At 56.9% G+C, this 17,153-nt stretch carries 12 protein-coding genes; 5 read left to right on the top strand and 7 right to left on the bottom strand.

Annotation, left to right across the window (positions count from 1 at the left end):
- Nucleotides 1-4,047: Ig-like domain-containing protein (locus G6R38_RS27380; protein ID WP_166832001.1), on the bottom strand; the 4,047-nt coding region annotated here is incomplete at its 3' end.
- A 341-nt stretch (nt 4,048-4,388) separates the two neighbouring features.
- On the opposite strand from G6R38_RS27380, the gene G6R38_RS27375 reads away from it, so the two are divergent.
- On the top strand, nt 4,389-4,595 hold the full coding sequence (locus G6R38_RS27375; protein ID WP_166831999.1) for a hypothetical protein: 207 nt from the start codon (nt 4,389-4,391) through the stop codon (nt 4,593-4,595).
- A gap of 135 nt (nt 4,596-4,730) precedes the next feature.
- Here the strand turns inward: G6R38_RS27375 and G6R38_RS27370 are convergent, their stop codons facing one another.
- The 3 genes from G6R38_RS27370 to G6R38_RS27360 all read right to left on the bottom strand — a co-directional run bounded on the left by G6R38_RS27370 (nt 4,731) and on the right by G6R38_RS27360 (nt 6,212).
- Nucleotides 4,731-4,952 carry a hypothetical protein gene (locus tag G6R38_RS27370; protein WP_166831997.1) on the bottom strand — a complete coding sequence of 74 codons (222 nt, stop codon included), beginning with the start codon at nt 4,950-4,952 and terminating at the stop codon, nt 4,731-4,733.
- Nucleotides 4,953-5,147: 195 nt separating this feature from the next.
- A complete protein-coding gene (locus G6R38_RS27365; protein WP_166831995.1) occupies nt 5,148-5,642 on the bottom strand; it encodes a HEAT repeat domain-containing protein in 495 nt (164 codons plus the stop codon).
- Between the two features lie 78 nt (nt 5,643-5,720).
- Nucleotides 5,721-6,212, bottom strand: coding sequence for an FKBP-type peptidyl-prolyl cis-trans isomerase (locus tag G6R38_RS27360; RefSeq protein ID WP_166831993.1), 492 nt, complete (start codon nt 6,210-6,212; stop codon nt 5,721-5,723).
- A gap of 290 nt (nt 6,213-6,502) precedes the next feature.
- Here G6R38_RS27360 and G6R38_RS27355 point away from each other — a divergent pair, with 290 nt between their 5' ends.
- A complete protein-coding gene (locus G6R38_RS27355) occupies nt 6,503-9,676 on the top strand; it encodes a YCF48-related protein (protein WP_166831991.1) in 3,174 nt (1,057 codons plus the stop codon).
- Between the two features lie 138 nt (nt 9,677-9,814).
- Here the strand turns inward: G6R38_RS27355 and G6R38_RS28570 are convergent, their stop codons facing one another.
- Entirely contained in the window at nt 9,815-10,096 is a 282-nt protein-coding gene (locus tag G6R38_RS28570) for a hypothetical protein (protein ID WP_390881485.1), read from the bottom strand.
- Nucleotides 10,097-10,100: 4 nt separating this feature from the next.
- On the bottom strand, nt 10,101-10,580 hold the full coding sequence (locus tag G6R38_RS28565; protein ID WP_390881484.1) for a DUF3459 domain-containing protein: 480 nt from the start codon (nt 10,578-10,580) through the stop codon (nt 10,101-10,103).
- 131 nt (nt 10,581-10,711) lie between these two features.
- Between G6R38_RS28565 and G6R38_RS28560 the strand changes: the two genes are divergently transcribed.
- The 3 genes from G6R38_RS28560 (at nt 10,712) to G6R38_RS27340 (ending at nt 16,125) form a co-directional block, all read left to right on the top strand.
- Nucleotides 10,712-12,250, top strand: coding sequence for a DUF1549 and DUF1553 domain-containing protein (locus tag G6R38_RS28560; RefSeq protein ID WP_390881486.1), 1,539 nt, complete (start codon nt 10,712-10,714; stop codon nt 12,248-12,250).
- Between the two features lie 105 nt (nt 12,251-12,355).
- Nucleotides 12,356-13,702: a DUF1501 domain-containing protein gene (locus G6R38_RS27345; protein ID WP_166831985.1), complete on the top strand. Its 1,347-nt coding sequence runs from the start codon at nt 12,356-12,358 to the stop codon at nt 13,700-13,702.
- A complete protein-coding gene (locus tag G6R38_RS27340) occupies nt 13,702-16,125 on the top strand; it encodes a hypothetical protein (protein WP_166831983.1) in 2,424 nt (807 codons plus the stop codon). The genes G6R38_RS27345 and G6R38_RS27340 overlap by 1 nt, the downstream gene beginning before the upstream one ends.
- 10 nt (nt 16,126-16,135) lie before the next feature.
- Here G6R38_RS27340 and tilS read toward each other — a convergent pair whose 3' ends face one another.
- Nucleotides 16,136-17,152 carry a tRNA lysidine(34) synthetase TilS gene (gene tilS, locus G6R38_RS27335; RefSeq protein ID WP_166831981.1) on the bottom strand — a complete coding sequence of 339 codons (1,017 nt, stop codon included), beginning with the start codon at nt 17,150-17,152 and terminating at the stop codon, nt 16,136-16,138.
- Nucleotide 17,153 lies beyond the last annotated feature (1 nt).

The following is a 17,153-nucleotide window of genomic DNA, read 5'->3' as shown; positions in this document are numbered from 1 at the left end:
TTGAATGGTCACGGTGGCAGGACTTGAGTTCAACGTTCCGTCGTTGACGAGGTAGGTAAAGCTATCCGTACCGTCAAAGTCTGCGTTTGGCGTGTAGTCAAACGAACCATTCGCGTTCAGCGTGAGCGAGCCATTGGTTACATCGGAGACAAGTGATGCGACGAGCGTATCGCCATCGACATCAACGTCATTTGCGATAATACCATTAGCCGTGACTGTCAGCGTGCCGTCCTCAGCAACGCTGTAAGCATCATCGTTTGCAACCGGGGCATCATTCACCGGGTTAACGGTGATGGTTACGGTGGCCAAGTCGCTTCCACCATTTCCATCGCTCAGCAAATAGGTGAAGGAATCCGTACCGAAGAAATCATTTAACGGCGAATAAATGAATCCATTTGTCGTCACTGCTGGAACAAGAATGCCATGCGAGGGACCGTTCTGAGGATCGACCGTCAGCGAATCCCCGTCGATGTCGAAATCATTTGACGTCAGATCGCCGATTTGGATCACCAACGATTGGTCTTCGTTCGTCACGACCGCATCGTCAGCGGCAACGGGCGCGTCATTCACTGGTAAGACCGTAATCGTGACGCTGGTGCGAGACTGCGAACCACCCGGGTCTTCAATATTGTAACTGAACGTCGCGTTGCCGTTGAAGTTCGCTGCTGGCGAGAACGTGACGGTGTTGTCGGGATTGACGATGACCGTTCCGCCGACAACCGATGTGATCCGTTCGATGATCAGCGGTTCGCCGTCGGGCTCGAAATCGTTGGCCAGGATGTCGATAACAATTGGTGTATCTTCGTCGGTCTCGGCACTGTCGGGATTCGCGATTGGACCGTCGTCAACAGGTATCACGGTGATCGTGACATTAGCGGGGGCAGACTGTAGCGTGCCGTCACTGGCGCGATAAGTGAAGCTGTCTGTCCCATTGAAGTCCGCATTCGGCGTGTAGACGAACGACCCGTCCGTGTCGAGCGTGAGCGAACCATGCGACGGTCCACCGACCAGAATCGCACTCAACGCATCGCCATCTGCATCGCTGTCGTTTGCAAGCACGCCTGCGGCGGGTATGGAAAGCGAATTGTCTTCAGCCACGGAATACTGGTCGTCGTTCGCTACTGGCGTGTTATCGTTTGTGTTCGTCGCTTGAATAATGACGGTGGCCGTGTCCGAGAGGTTCGGCGTGCCGTCGTCGGTCACGGTCACGGTGAGTACGTATTGAGGATTCGTCTCGAAGTCGAGCGACATTCCATCTGCGACGGTGATCGCACCGTCCGTGCTGATTTCAAAAACCCCATCTTCATTTCCTGCGGTGATCGCGTACGTCAAATTATCGCCGTCTGGGTCGCTGGCCGGCACGCTGCCAATATTTGTGCTGTTTTCCGTCACGGTAAACGATTGGTTATCGGCAGAGGGAGCGTGATTGTCGTAAGGCAATGGATCGGTGAAGGCCACGAAAAAGCTCGAAAAACTTGTATTCCGTGGGTTCGCATCGAAGCTTGTGAATGACTGCAGGCTGTCGTCGGTCAAGAAGACGTCGCCATCCCACGAGCCGACAACGATGGCTCCGTCAGTGCGGATGTCGATATCCGTCAGGTTGCCGCCCAGCGTGAGCGACATGATTGGAGTGCCATCGGGGGCAAAGTGGTAGAGTTTCCCATCCCAGGCGGCCGTGAAGATTTCACCATCCGCGTTTGCGGTCACCGCGCGGTGACCGCCGGAAGCTGAAGGCAACACGACTTGCCGGACTTGTTCCATTGAAACCGGATTCAACACGTAAACGGCGTTGTTGTCGCCGAAGCCATAAAGATAACCGTCCAGTCCAATCGTTAAATCGTAGAAGTTGCTGAATTCCGCGAAGCGGTTTGCGGTTCCGGTTGCACTGTCAAAGCGGACGATGCCACGTGGACTTCCACCGGGATTCCCCGTGCTCGTATCGCTTGCGAAGACGAAGTCTCCGTACGCCGCGATCCCGCCGTAGCTCACGTTGTTAACCGTGCTCCAGCCGTCAAAAGCTTGATGACTGAAAACGGCGGTCGCTGGGTCAAGAGTGCTTAATCGTGGATCGAACGTGCCGTTATAGATCTGGGCGTTGCCGTTCCGGTCCACGATGACATCGCGAGGACTAGTGTCGCCCGGTGACGGGACGGTGAATTCCTGTAATCTGCTTCCCGTTGTTGTGTACTGCGTGAGTCGCGGCGCGCGGCTGGACTCGTCCGCGCTGACGAGAATGTTCCCCGCCAGAAATGGCGCTGCATCGTTGTCTACGATGTCGATCGGAGCGATGAACCCGGCGTAGCCGGAGGCATCGGCGAACACGCGGGCCGATTCTTGTGGCTCAACGACGAGATCATCGAACGCCGTGATTGAGAACGTCGTCGATGATTGGCCGGCCGGAATCGTGACCGTGGACGGCACATTGATATCCAGTGGATTGTCCAGTTCATCCAATTGGACCGTGATTGGGTCGTCTATATCCGTGTTATTGCGGGTCACTGTGGCAGTGACGGCCGGTCCACCCTCAGTGACCGTACTTGGGACGATGCTCAAACTCAGGGTTTCGAAGTCCACGACGTAGATCGTGTCACTCGTGTCTACATAGCCGTCTGCGGATGCCGTGACGGTCACTTGAAAGATACCGTCCAGCAGGGTGTCGTCAACGGCGTCCAGGGGGAATGTGATCTGCGATTGGCCAGCGGCGAATACGACCGTCGCAGGAACGGCCAATTCGCTGGCGTCGTCACTGCTGAGGTTGACAGTCAACGGGTCGGTGGTACTTCCACCGCGTACAAGCGTCGCGGTCGTTGCCCCGGCCCCATCGGCTTCCGAAATAACTGCTGCCGCAATGGTCAAAGTTAATTCTTGTGCCGGATTCGCCGGGGCGTATTGTCGAGCCATCACATCGAGATAGCCTTGACTGGTGTAGGACTCCCAAGCAAAAACCGTGTTGCCCACCGGGTCGATCGCGATCGCCGGATCGTTCTGCGTGTACTGCGTTGTTTCGTTGACTTGTCGTTCTCCGTCGATCGCCAACCCGGATGAATCGTAATACTGGAAGAAGATCTCGTAATCGCCCGTCCCACTTTGCCAAGCGACCGTGAAGTTGCCCACGTTGTCCATCTCGACAACCGGTTCCCATTGATTGCCGTAGGTCGTGGTATTGACGCGAAACTCACCGCCAACCTTCGAACCGAATGAATTAAATCGTTGTGCGTAGACACCCCAGCCACTTCCGTCACGGCCGTTGCTCTGGCCAAAGTTTCCTCCGTCTCGCCAAACGACGACAAAGTTGCCGTTTTCGTCGATGGCCACGTCCGGCGAATGTTGTTGACCCGTTGCGAAGCCATTGACCTGAATCTCACTGCCGATCTTGCTGCCGGATGCACTGAATCGCTGTGCTCGAATTCCAAAGTCATCCGCATCGGGGCTGCCGTAGGTGACCACAAAATCACCATCGGATTCCATGTCGATGGCGGCGGCGGATTGATGCCCAGACGTGGCCGTGTTGACTCGGAACTCTCCGCTCAGAGGTGTGGCGGCCGCATCATATCGCCGGGCATAAACATCGTACGCGGTACTGCCGCTGTAGCTGGTCCAGGTCACGACGAAGTTGCCCCCGTCGTCCATGCCGACCTGCCCATCGAATTGATCGTCCGCAGTCGTTTGATTCACTCGAAATTCGTTGCTGATCCGACTGCCATCGGCGGCAAAGAGTTGGCCATAAACCGCGCTCCCGCTGCCGTCTCGGCCGTTTTCTTGGTAAACGTCGCTACGTCCGTCATCCCATAACACGACGAAATTACCATTGGGGGCCATCGCGACAGACGGCCGCCATTGATTTCCAATGGTGTAGTTGTTGACTTGGAACTCTGAGCCTAGCGGTGTGCCATCTGCAGCGAAGCGCTGGGCATACACATCAAGGCCGGAACCCGTTTGATGCCAGTCCTGCCACACAACGACGTAGTTGCCCTGTCCATCCATTGCCACGTCAGGAGCGTCTTGGGCTTGACTAGTGAATGTGTTGACCAGAAATTCCCCACCCACCGGGTCGATCGAGAGGAGGGTTCGGTCCTCAAGGCGTTCCGACGCTATCCATGGCCGTAAACGGTGAAGCCGGGTCTGACGACGTCGCTGCCTGTTGTGGGACGATTGCCGAAAATGCGAATTAATCCACTGGCGCAACGAGAACAGCAGCATGGCGAGGCTCCATACGTTTGGATGAAGGGGGATCGATTGGGTTGAGTATTCCGAAATCTAATTGGCCACACGAATTAATATGGCAATGGCGATCGCCGAAGAAGATTGAGTTTGAACGTATCAGAACATCAATAGGCATTCAATCAATACTTTTGACCCGTAGTCACCCCCGATACATGGTCGCCATAGTGATAGTCCATGGGGAGGGCGAGAAAACCATCGTTCATGTTGCCGACTGGCACTTCGTTTCCCGCGGTCTGTTCGCTGCCGAGTTACCCGCCGATGCAACCGAGGCGGAAATCGACGAGTTGTATCGGGAATTCCTGAAGTCGGTTGCGGCCGTCCAGATGGAGCAGTGCGTTGTGTTGCGAGAATTGGCCCCTGGACGTGTTTGACTTGAACCCCTGACCGATGTGCAGGTCGATGGCTTCCATGGGTTGTGCGGCGAGATGCGGGCCGCCAAATCGAATCCCGCAACGCATGCTTGGAACAGACACCAGCGAATTGTTGGGCAGAAGCGATAAAGGAGGTTATTCGCGGATCGTCGTGTCTGGCGCATCACAGCCAACGAGCGTCATAATCGCCTGACGAATGCTGTCCGACAGATGCGGCCAGCGGGCCGCGATGTGAGAGAGTTCAGCCGCCAGAACTTTGGAATTTGGCGTTTGTATGTAGCCTGAACAGTCACCAGGCTTGTTCGCGAAACGTAAACCAATGACTTCAATAGGGTTTACGTCGTCGCGGTCACGCATTCGTAATGCGTAGGTCGGGAGTTCGAATCTCCCCAGCGGCTTTTGGTCATTCGAGGTTATCGAGTGGCAATTAGCGTCAAACCCTGGTTTTACCGGGGTTTTTTCATGCGCGGTTTGATGGGTGGGGGAGACTGGCGGTGGCTTGACGGGGATTTGGGGTGGCAGACGGGGGTTGCGGAGTTGCGGTTGGCTGTTTTAGGGGTTCAGCCGTTGTTGTGTGCGGATAGCTAGTCTAGAGAGGCGTGGTGATGGCGATTTTGCCGCGACTTCGAGGGCGGCGAGCACGTCTTCGGTGACGATGCTGATTTGATCGAGAGCCCAGACGGTGCGTTCTTGGACGTTGGTGGCGTCAGAAGTTTTCAAAACCTGCACCAGAGTCGGCACGGCGGGGGCGGCGGTGTTTTTGAGGCGTCCGAGCAGTGTGACCGACCACCATGCGATATCGGAGTTGGCGTCCGTTGCGAGTTGTTCGAGAGATGAGATTTCGTCTGCCGGGGGCGGGCCGAGTTCTTCGAGAGCACCAACGGCCCATTCCCGTACTTGTTCGTCGTCATCCCCTGCACATCGCACCAGCGGTACGGCGGCGGCTTGGGCATCCGGCCCATTTTGGGCGAGTTGCTTGGCAGCCGAGCGGCGCGTGGTGACATCGTCACTTGATAACGCTTGAATCCACTGTGAAACGTCGGACATTGTCTCTTCCTCGATCCATTGCCATCGGTTTCGGTGGAGGGCGGTGGCACCGATCGGCGGCCGCGAGATGTCGTGCTGTTACTTCACTTCACGGAGTTCGACGATGAAGTGCAGCGTGGCGTTTGGTGGGATTCCCGGAGGAGGATCGGCTCCGTAACCAAGTTCGGAGGGGATTTCCAATTCGATCTTGCCGCCTTCACGAACGTGTTGCAGACCTTCCGTCCAACCTTTGACGACTCCGCTCAACGGGAACGCAATTGGTTCGGCGCGTCGGTAGGAACTGTCGAAGACGGTGCCATCGTCGAGCCACCCTTTGTAGTCGGCGAGGACGGTGTCTTGTGCGGTTGGTGTGCGTCCATCGCCTTTGCGGAGCACGCGGTATTTCAGCCCGGTGGGGGTCTTGGTGAACTCTTTTTGGGCATCGGGGCCGTCAGGACCTAATCGCGAGGGCGTGGTGCGGCTCGCGGGATCGGCGTTGTCTGCCGTTTGCCGAGAATCCGGCTTGGCACAACCGAGTTGAGCGAAACATCCCACCGCAACAGCAACAACCATTAACGTTCGCAAAAGCATTGTGTTTCCCTAAATTGCAATTTTGTGAGCGTCGTGATTGTAGCTGGATCGGGCGTGTGGTGGTAGACATTCATCGAAGCCTCATCAGATGAATCTCGTTTGCACTCGCGTTCGTAAAGAAGAATCTGATCGGACATCCAATGTGAAAAGAAATCGGATGGCATCGGCGAAATCGCACTCGTTCGATTCTTGGCTTGCCGCGACCGCAGCGGATTCCTCTTTCCCAGATTTCCCGAACCACGTAACATCTCGATGATTCAATGCCTCAGGATGCGAATGGAGTCGCACCGATGTCCCGAATGATTTCCTTGCTCACGCTCGTCTTGGTGGGATATTTCCTCACACTGGAAACGCAGGCGGCTCCGCCGGTGTTTGGTGCCAGTCGCGGGGCGAGTCCGTTGCAAGACGACGCCGCACTGCGGGACGTGCAATTTGTGGGCTCGAAGATCGGCTGGTGCGTCGGCGATCAGAGCACGATTTGGCAGACATCCGACGGTGGACGGTTCTGGTCATTGGTGTCGGCTCCGGTGCGGGCGAATTTTCGAAGCGTGTGTTTCCTGACCGACCGTGTCGGGTGGATCGCCGGTGGCGGATTTCGTCCGCACACTCGGCAGAGTTTCGGTGTGATTCTCGCGACGAACGACGGTGGAGCGTCTTGGCAGGTTCACGAACGGGACGGTTGGCCGAACTTTCAATACGTGCGGTTCTTCAGCTTGCAAGACGGCATCGCGGTTGGCGAAGCGACCAGCAAATGCCCGACCGGAATCCTGACCACACAGGACGGTGGAGAATCTTGGCAACCGATGTCGGGGGAATCGCGTCCTGGTTGGCGGGCGGCGGAATTCTTGCAACCCGAGATCGGCATTGTCGCCGGGATGCGTGGGCAAGTTTCGTTGGTGGGCGGGGACCGACTTCTTGCCACTCAGGTCGGGAACCTGGGCCTGCGGACGGTGCGTCAAGTTCGACTCACGCCCGAGAACACCGGCTGGTTGGTCGGCGACGGTGGATTGGTTCGGACAACCGACAATGGTGGGGTTTCTTGGGGACCGCCGACGAAGTCGTTGCCGCGTGAAGTGCGGGACTGTCTCGATTTCCATGCCGTCGCTGTTCGCGGTGCGAAGGTCTGGATTGCCGGGCGACCGGGGGGCGTGGTGTGGCATTCTCCGGACGGCGGTGCGAGTTGGCAAAAACAACCGACCGGGCAAACCGTGCCGATTCACGATCTGGAATTTGTTGACGACAACTTCGGCTGGGCGATCGGTGATCTGGGCATGATGCTCGCAACCGGGGATGGCGGCAAAAATTGGGTGCCGGTTCGTGGGGCCAATCGCCGGGCAGCGGTGCTCACGTTGGTGCCGCGACCGGAGCGGATTTCCTTTCCGTTGCTGACAACGCTCGCGGCGGAGCAGGGGTATCGAAGCGTTGTCCATCTTCCGGCCAGAGATGATGTGGGGACCGATGGAGAATCACGGATCGATTTTGATCTCCGCACAACCGATGCCGTCACGGCCGTCGGAGCAAACACGGTAGAAACCGGTTGGCGTTTTCCGCTTGCCGTTCCGGAACTGGAAGCCCAAATGACGCGACTCATCGCGGATTGGAACAATCGAGCGGAAGGAAAGTTTCCCGATGTGTTTCTCGGTTCGTTGGTGTTGAGTTTGCGAACTTGGCAACCGGATGTCGTCATCGTGGATATGTCTGGTGAGGATGACGCAGTGGGACGGTTGTTGTTCGATGCCATTCAACAAGCGATCACGCAGGCAGCCGACCCGACACGTTATCCGTCCCAACAAGATTTGGCGGGTGTATCGCAGCATCAAGTCCGGCGATTGTTCTTTCGGCAACCCAGTGGCAGCGTCGGTGATGTGGAACTCGATCCGCATGCGTACTTGCCGCAATTGGGAACGTCGGCTCATACCGCGGCGGTGGCGGCACAGGCTCGATTGATGCCAATTCAACATCACGCTGAGCAACGGGAGCCGTATCGGTTGCTACTCAATGATGGACTCAGCAACCAGGAACCCCACGGTGGCGATTTCTTTGCCGGGTTGGACATCGCTCCCGGGTCGGCGTCGCGGCGGTCGTTGAAGTTGGTCGATCCCAGTGAAGATATGCGTCGCGAAGAACTGTTCAAGAAACAACGCAACTTCCAAGCCTACGCCGCCCGCATGTTGGACGACCCCCGACACGCTGCCCAGGTGATTGCTCAACTTTCGGAAATCACAAGGGGCATGACCGATCAGGAAGCCGCCTTGCAATTGACGCGGTTGGCCGATCAATACCGTCAACAATCGCGGTGGGACTTGGTCGAGGCGACGTCGTTGGAACTCGTCGAACGATTTCCGCATCAACCGGCGGCCATCGACGCGATGCGGTGGCTCTTTCAACTCTGGAGCGGAAGCGAACCGGCTTGGCAACGGGCTCGGGAGACGCAAGTGAGTACGACCTCGATCAATACGAATGTGTACGATGTCCGCAGCCGCATCGAGCAGGCTTTGATTGCATCCGAACAGACGCCGATTGATCAAATCGGTTACACTGTCGATCGCGGTCCGGATCCGGTCAAGCTGATGACACAAGCCGGCACTCTCCGTGCTGGAAAGTCGGATAGTTGGCGAAACGGTGCGGTTAAGAATTGGCACGACCAAGCCATTCGCATGGCGGCATTGATGCGGCAACTGGCTCCCGCGTTGTATGCCGAACCGGAGGTGCAATTTCAACTTGCGGCGATGATGCGAGCACGCGGATCGTTGGCGGTGTCCGATCCGATTTACGGACGCTTCGCCGCGTTGCCCGAAGGCTCCGATTGGCAAGCGTCCGCCGCGACGGAAATTTGGCTCAATGCTCCGGGTGGTCAACCGCCGAAAGAGTTGGTTCCGGTGCAGAAAGTCCGGCAGCGACCATTGCTCGATGCGTTGCTCTCCGACGATTGTTGGCAAGCCGCGTCGATTCTCACATTGCGAGACACGACCAATCCGAACGCACAAATTCCACACGGCGGGGCGGCATTTGCGATGTTGGCCTACGATACGGAGTTCCTCTACATCGCTGCCAGCATCCCGAAAGTCACCGAGTTGGAGTACGACTCTGTGCAACTTGCCGGTCGCGAACACGATGCCGACCTGTCCGGTCACGACCGCATCCGATTGATGATCGACACCGATCGCGACTACGCAACATGGTACACTATGGAAGTCGATCAGCGTGGTTGGACCCGAGATGCGTGCTGGGACGATCAGGGATTCAATCCGAAGTGGCACGTCGCCGCTGAAGCCGACGAGAAACATTGGCGAATCGAATGTGCGATTCCACTAACCGAACTGCTTCCGAAGCCTCCGCAACCGGGGCAAACGTGGTCGGTTGGCATTGATCGCATCATTCCTGGTGTCGGTCTGCAAAGTTGGACATTACCCGCAGGTGAAACCCCCAAACCGCACGCCTTCGGCTTGGTTCAGTTTCAGTAGCCATACAAGAAAATATGTAAAACCATTGATCCGTCGCGATGCGTGACCTAAACTGATCGTTTGCACTCTGAAACCTTTTTCGGGTTGCAAACAAGTATCAGTGGAGGACATGAGCCAATGACGGTGAGACGGTGGATCTCAGGTTTCATTCTGATCGCTTCGCTGACGGGAATGACGCTTCCCGAGCAACTCAGTGCCGGTCCGTTCCAGGTTTCGCCGTCCGAAATTGAACTGCACGGCCCGGAAACGTCGCTGCAAGTCTTGGTGACAGAGACGCTCACGAACAGTCGCCACATTGACCGAACAAACGCGGCCAAATACCAAATCGACGATCCCGCAGTTGCGACCGTCGATCAACACGGACGCATCGAACCGCGTGCGGAAGGAACGACAAAGCTGACCATCCGTGTGGGTTCGCACGTCCTCACGAAGTCGGTGAGCGTGACGGGAATCGACGAACCCAGGGCTGTTTCGTTTCGGAACGAAGTGATCCCAGCGTTGACGAAGTCCGGTTGTAATTCCGGGGGGTGTCATGGGAAAGCCGAGGGGCAAAACGGGTTCCGCTTGAGCATCTTCGGCTTCGATGCCGACGCCGACTACGCCGCATTGGTGAAGGAATCTCGCGGACGGCGGGTGTTGCTGGCGGCTCCGGAGAGAAGTTTGCTGCTGCGGAAAGGTTCCGGACAGACCCCCCACGGCGGCGGACCGGCCATGCCTGCGGATTCGTTTGGCTACCGACGGGTCCGGCGGTGGATCGAAGAAGGGGCCCGACTCGATGACGGCATGGCCTCCAAAATCGTGCGGATTGAGATCGAGCCGTCGGAGCAAGTTCTGTCCCTGAGAAACGCCAACGATGATAACACAGGCACCGAGCAGCAACTCCGCGTGATTGCCTACGAAGCAAACGGGCAAACGCGAGACGTCACCGCGGAATCGGCCTTTGAAACCAACGCCCCAACGATTGCCGAGGTCGACGAACGCGGTTTCATCGAAGGCTTCGATGTGCCCGGCGAGGCCGCCATTCTTGTGCGGTACATGGGGCATGTCGGTGTGTGTCGCGTGCGGATTCCGCGTCCGAATGTGTCGTTTCCGCGTCCGCCCGAAAACAACTTTATCGACGGTTTGGTTTGGAACAAACTCACCGCGATGGGCATCGAACCCAGCGAACTTTGCACCGATGCGGAATTTCTAAGGCGAGCATCGTTGGACGTCATCGGCACACTCCCCACCGCCGAGGAATCGCGTCGCTTCCTGAACGACCCCGCTCCCGACAAACGCAGCCGACTGGTCGACGAGTTGCTCAGCCGTCCCGAGTATGCGACGTATTGGGCGCTTCGATGGTGTGATTTGTTGAAAGTCGATGCCAACGCTCTGGGTGCGACAGGGTCGGTGGGGATTCATCGTTGGTTGCGAAATCAGTTCCGCGACAATCGACCGTATGACGAGATGGTCCGCGACATTTTGACCGCACGTGGCCATCTGCAAGCAATCGGCCCGACGCCGTTTTACACCACATTGAACAAACCCAATCAACTCGCTAGCGCTACGAGTCAATTATTTCTCGGTGTGCGGATCGAGTGTGCGGAGTGTCATCATCACCCCTTTGAACGCTGGTCCCAAGCCGACTTCACCGCGTTCGCGGGATTCTTCACGGGTGTGAAAACCAAGTCACTACCGGATGGCAGCAAATCGCTGATTAGCGGACCAGGGCAAGCCCTGAAACATCCCCGCACCGGCGAAACCGTGCTACCGGCTGGATTAGGGCAAGCAGTGTCGGAATCGGATGTGTTGCCGCCCGATCGCCGACTCGCCTTGGCCAATTGGATGACCGAACCAGAGAATCCGTTTTTTGCGAAGTCGATCGCGAATCGGATCTGGGCCCATTATTTCGGTCGCGGTCTGGTTGAACCACTCGACGACATTCGCGCCACCAACCCCGCAACCAACGAACCCCTGCTGACTGCGTTGGCGGAATCACTTGTTAAGCACGACTACGATTTGAAGAAGTTCACCAAAACGATTTTAACGTCGCGCGTGTATCAACTGAGTCATCACACGACCGAAACCAACGCCAACGATCAACAAAACTTCTCGCATGCGACGTACCGCCCGCTTCCGGCGGAGGTTTTGTTAGATGCAGTCTGCCAAGCCACCGATGTCCCGGAGAAATTCAACGGTTGGCCGGTCGGGGCTCGTGCGATCGAAGTCTGGGACAACCGCATGCCGAATTATTTCTTCCGCATCTTCGGACGCCCGCAACGCACCACCGTGTGTGCCTGCGAACGCGTCGACGACCCCACAATTACGCAAGCCCTGCATGTGATGAACTCGCCTGAGATCGGTGGCAAAGTCGGACATCGACGCGGTCGCGCTCGGCGACTCGCCAACTCCGAACACACGCCGGATGAAATCATTTCAGAACTCTATCTGACCACCCTCAACCGTGAGCCAACGCCGGATGAACTCCAACTCATGCGGTCCGCGTTCTCGGATCAAAATACCGATCGCCGAACTGCCGTTGAAGATGTGTTGTGGACACTGCTGAATACCAAAGAATTCTTGTTCAATCATTAGTGCCATGTTCGAATCGAGAATCAGGAATGTGTGGCACACCAAAATGATGACATGATCGACCATCAACTCGGTTTGTGATTGCAACCGGAAAAAAGGATTGTTTTCATGCTACGAATTCCCATCGGACGCCGCTTGCGAACACATCGAAACTGTGAACGGCTGACGCGTCGTCAGGCCATTCAGGTCGGGAGTTTAGGGGCGATCGGCGGATTGAGTTTGCCAACGCTGCTTCAGCAAGAAGCGACCGCCGCCACGATCGCTCCGAAAGCAAAATCGGTCATTCTGCTGTTCTTGGAGGGCGGACCGAGCACGATTGATATGTGGGACACGAAGCCGGAAGCACCGGCGGAAATTCGCGGCCCGTTCGAGACCATCCCAACGAATGTCCCCGGGACATTCTTCGGCGAATACTGTGGTCACTGTGCGAAAGTGGCGGACAAGTTTACTGTTGTTCGCAGTCACACTCATAACGACAACGGTCATGTCACCGGTTACTACTACGTCATGACCGGCCAGAAGCCACGGTTCCGCGACGGTCAGAACAGCCGCATTCCGGCGAACACGCTGTTCCCGTCTATTGGTTCGAAGGTGGCTCGCGAACTTGGTTTGGGCGGAACGGTGCCGTCGTACATCAATTTGCCCGCACCGATGGACGCCGGTGGTCCCGGTTTTTATGGACCGGAGTATGCACCGTTCGTCATCGACAGCGATCCCGTCCAACCTGACTTTGAAGTGAAGGATTTGCGACTGGCTCCCGGTGTCACGGAATCGCGAATGGCTCGGCGTCAACGATTGCTCAAGGGTGTCGAAAGCATCACCGGTGAGACACGTGGAAAAGCCGAGGAAATGTCGACGTACTACCAGAAAGCCCACGAACTCATCATGTCACCGGCCGCCCAAAAAGCCTTCGATATCCAAAGCGAACCGGAGTCGACCCGTCGCCAATACGGTTATTCCACCATCGGGCAGTGTGCACTGCTCTCGCGACGATTAGTCGAAGCGGGATGCCGATTCATCGGCGTTGATAATCCCGGTTGGGACACACACGCCGACTGTTTTCCGACGCTCAAAGACAACCTCATCCCTCAAGCCGATCAAGCGTTCGCCGCCTTGGTGACGGACTTGGAAGATCGCGGTCTGCTTGATAGCACGCTGGTCATTATGATGGGCGAGATGGGCCGCACGCCGCGTGTCAACAATGGAGCGGGGCGTGACCATTGGAGCAAAGCTCAAAGCATTTTGATTGCCGGTGGTGGCATTCGCAGCGGGCAAGTTATCGGATCGACCGACGAACACGCTTCCGCACCGACATCCGTGCCCGTTTCCATCGACGATGTGCACCGCACGATTTATACGCTCATGGGAATCGACACCCACAAGTCGTACCTGACACCGCTCGGCCGACCGATGCCGATTCTTGATGGCGGAACCATGATTCCGGGGTTGGTCTGATGCGTGGAATTCCCGTTGCACTGACGATTCTGTTGATGTTGACGTTTGGTAACGGACCGACCGCGACCGCTCAGCAACGTCCGGAAGTTGGTTACGTCTTTCCGCCGGGAGCGGCTCCGGGAACAACAGTTGAGGTCAAACTTGGCGGCTACGATTTCACGCCGGATACGCAGTTTTTCGTGTTGGATGAGCGGATTCAACTCGAAGTTCTCGGCCCGCCCAGCGAGCAACTTCATCCCGGTCCACCACACTGGTTCGGACCCAAGGCGGTCAACTCGAACAAACCATTCCTGGTTCCTCGCGAGGTTCCCGCCCGTCTCACAATTCCCGCCAACTACCCACCGAGCGTGATTCACTGGCAAGCGGCGAACGCGAACGGAGCAAGTGAAGTCGGACAGTTCGTCGTCGGAAACGGTTTGCCGGAACGGTTAGAATCAGAGTGTAATTTCGTTTCCAATTCGCGGCCGAGATGTCGCAAAATTTCGGAACTGCCGATCGTCATCTCTGGCTGTTTGCAGAAGAAAGAGGAAATCGACTGCTACGAATGGACCGCCCCGGAAACCGGTTTGATCAGCGTGGTTCTGCCTGCGTGTCCGGTTGGGTCGCCGATTTATCCGGTCGTAGAAATTCAAGATCGCGACGGCAATCGTATCGCGGATGTCACGGCGACCACGCATCGGGAAGTTTCCCTCACGATTCCCGTCACGGCAGAACAGACCTACCGCGTTCAGTTGCATGATGCGGATTATCGGGGCGACCGTTCGATGGTCTACCGACTGCATCTCCGACACGGTCCGCACGTAACGGCAACGGTTCCAGTCGCGGGAACACGCGGGCAAACGCAAACCGTACGGTTCTACGGAACGGGTCTTCAGACCGGTGCCGACAAAATGGAATCCATCGAACGAACCGTTCGGTTTCCCGAAACATCGGAATCCGAGTTTTGGCATCCGCCAATCAAAACTGAAGTCGGTCTGACACAGCCAGTTCGTTTTGAACTCAGTGATTCTCCCGAACACACGGAGACCAAATCTTCGACCAGTCAACGACGACCGATTCCCAGTGCGATCACCGGGCAAATTCTTGAACCCTATGAGGTGGATGAATACCGATTCCAAGCCGCCCCGGAGCAACCGCTGTCGATTCTGGCCGAAGCCGAACGGTTTGGCTCGCCCTGTGATTTGTCGTTGGAAATTGTGGACGCTACCGGCAACGTGGTCGCGACGAATGATGATCTTCCAAGCCGAACCGATGCGGGGTTAGTGTTTCAACCGAAATCGGAAGACGAGTATCGAGTTCGCGTGTGGGATCTGTCCGGCACGTCGACTCAGCGGGAGCGATGCGTTTACCGATTGTCGATAACGACCGTCGAACACGACTTAACACTCCATGTGCCGATTCGGGCCGAAACGGTTCTTGGTGCTGACCCCGTGGCCACTCCGAAGCGAACCAATCCGAAAGCGCGGGAAAAAGCCGGCCTCATGGTCGTTTCCATTGAACGACTCGGCGGGTTTTCCGGTAATGTCACTTTGACGGTCAGCGACCTTCCTGACGGTGTTCAGACGGCGGAATCGACGACGATCCCGGCAAAAGAATCGGCCGTCAGTATTCCGATTTGGTGCGATGCCAACGCAACTTCGTTCGCAAAACTCGCCACCGTTCGGGCGATCGGCAATCGCGAGGACGGAACGCGTGTGGAGCGAACGGCCAAGGTGTTGGTTGCACCGGTGATGAAACCACGGGCTGTGGTGAAGCCGAAATATCCGGATGGCGGTCGGACGGTCTATCGCGGGGCCACGTATCCGGCTCCGGTCGTCTTGGAGCGGTTGGAAGACTACACCGGCGAAATCGAACTCCAAATGGCGGCCCGTCCCGACCGTGTCCGGCAAGGAATCATCGGTGGTGATCTCACGGTTCCCGCGGGCGTGAGCGCGATTGATTTCCCATTGTTCATCCCCGAGTGGGTGCAGATCGACCGTACATCGCGGATCGTCCTCAACACGGTGGTACAGGTTCCCGATCCCCAAGGCAATGTGCGGTCATTGGTCAATCGGATGGTTCGGCGGATCACAATGAACGTGGAGGGTGCGTTGCTGAAGATCGCCGTCGATGAGGAACAAGTTCATTGGAGGCGTCTCGATGACCGCGAGGACCTTCTCGAAGTTCCCATCCAAATTCGTCGCACACCCAAACTCACCGGTCCTGTGCAAATCGCACTTGCCAACGATTCCGCCGGGGAATTTCAAGCCGAGCCGGTTATCGTGACAGATGATCAAACGACGGTGATACTTCGAATCCAACACGTGGGGCAAAAAACCATGCCCCGTGATGGTGCGTTGACCATCGAAGCCGTCGGTGAGCGTGGCGGACTTCCAGTTCGCTCGCGGACGGTCTTCACACTTCCCCAACGCGATGACGATTGACGCAGGCCTGTCAATCGTTGGATTCGACTCGCAATTCCAAGCTTTGTTGGCGTTTTCTCCGCGTGAGTCTTGCCTGCACCGGGTATGGTAGACTGATTTCACCACGCCTCATGGGATCGCAGATCGCCTCCTGCAAGCGGGTGTAGTGTTGAAAACTCATCTTTTGTTGCGGCCACCCCATTTCGGTCCAAACGAGTCGTAAACACGTTCGGACCATCGCAACGGGGCAGTCGGTCAGTGGTTCGCAATCCAGGACCCAGGACGTTCCCGTGCGATCAATCGTCGCGGTTTGCAGGAGTTCGTTCGCGGCGAAATCCTCCACGATTTGTGTCTGTTCGGCTTGCTCGGCCAAACGACACAGAGCCGACTTGACTTGCGGGTTGAATTGCTCTTCGAGCAGCGGCAGAAGATCGTGACGGATGCGGTTGCGAGTGAAATCGCGGTCGGTATTTGTTGAGTCCTCGCGGAAGTCCTGGCCGATTTCCCGCAGCCATTGTCGCAGGGATTGCCGACGCAATCCGAGTAACGGACGCACCAAGTTGACTCCTGAATCGAGTCGGCGAACTTGCGGAATGCCGATCAGCCCGGTCAATCCCGTTCCACGAAGAATACGATGTAGAACCGTTTCGGCTTGGTCATCCGCCGTGTGCGCGACGGCAATCGATTGGCAATCATTCGTGGTCGCAACTCGTTCGAGGAACTGATAACGCAAGCGACGGGCGTCTCCCTCGCGACTGCCTGTTGACTGCGGAAGCGTCTCGTGATCAGCCACACCGAGATCGCACACGACACCGAGACGCTCACACAAATCAGCGACCCAACGGGCGTCTTCGTCGGATTCCGCTCCGCGAAGTCCGTGGTTGAAATGGGCGACTCGCAATTGGAGTGAGCACTCACTTTGTACTGCAAGCAATGCCCGCAACATCGCGACGCTGTCGGCTCCGCCGGAAACCGCGACAACCACCGATTGGCCGACAACGTTCAATCGGTGGAGGATGGACGGGAGATTTCCGGGCGGTTCAGTCATC

It is taken from the genome of Thalassoroseus pseudoceratinae (assembly GCF_011634775.1).
GTDB classification, from domain to species: Bacteria; Planctomycetota; Planctomycetia; order Planctomycetales; family Planctomycetaceae; genus Thalassoroseus; species Thalassoroseus pseudoceratinae.
Note: the sequence above shows the minus strand (reverse complement) of the source record. Positions and strands in the feature narration are given on the sequence as shown.

Coding starts and splice junctions, on each gene's coding strand:
- G6R38_RS27370 (WP_166831997.1), bottom strand. CDS start 4,952: ATGCGTGACCGCGACGACGTAAACCCTATTGAAGTCATTGGTTTACGT.
- G6R38_RS27365 (WP_166831995.1), bottom strand. CDS start 5,642: ATGTCCGACGTTTCACAGTGGATTCAAGCGTTATCAAGTGACGATGTC.
- G6R38_RS27360 (WP_166831993.1), bottom strand. CDS start 6,212: ATGCTTTTGCGAACGTTAATGGTTGTTGCTGTTGCGGTGGGATGTTTC.
- G6R38_RS27355 (WP_166831991.1), top strand. CDS start 6,503: ATGTCCCGAATGATTTCCTTGCTCACGCTCGTCTTGGTGGGATATTTC.
- G6R38_RS28560 (WP_390881486.1), top strand. CDS start 10,712: ATGGGGCATGTCGGTGTGTGTCGCGTGCGGATTCCGCGTCCGAATGTG.
- G6R38_RS27345 (WP_166831985.1), top strand. CDS start 12,356: ATGCTACGAATTCCCATCGGACGCCGCTTGCGAACACATCGAAACTGT.
- G6R38_RS27340 (WP_166831983.1), top strand. CDS start 13,702: ATGCGTGGAATTCCCGTTGCACTGACGATTCTGTTGATGTTGACGTTT.
- tilS (WP_166831981.1), bottom strand. CDS start 17,152: ATGACTGAACCGCCCGGAAATCTCCCGTCCATCCTCCACCGATTGAAC.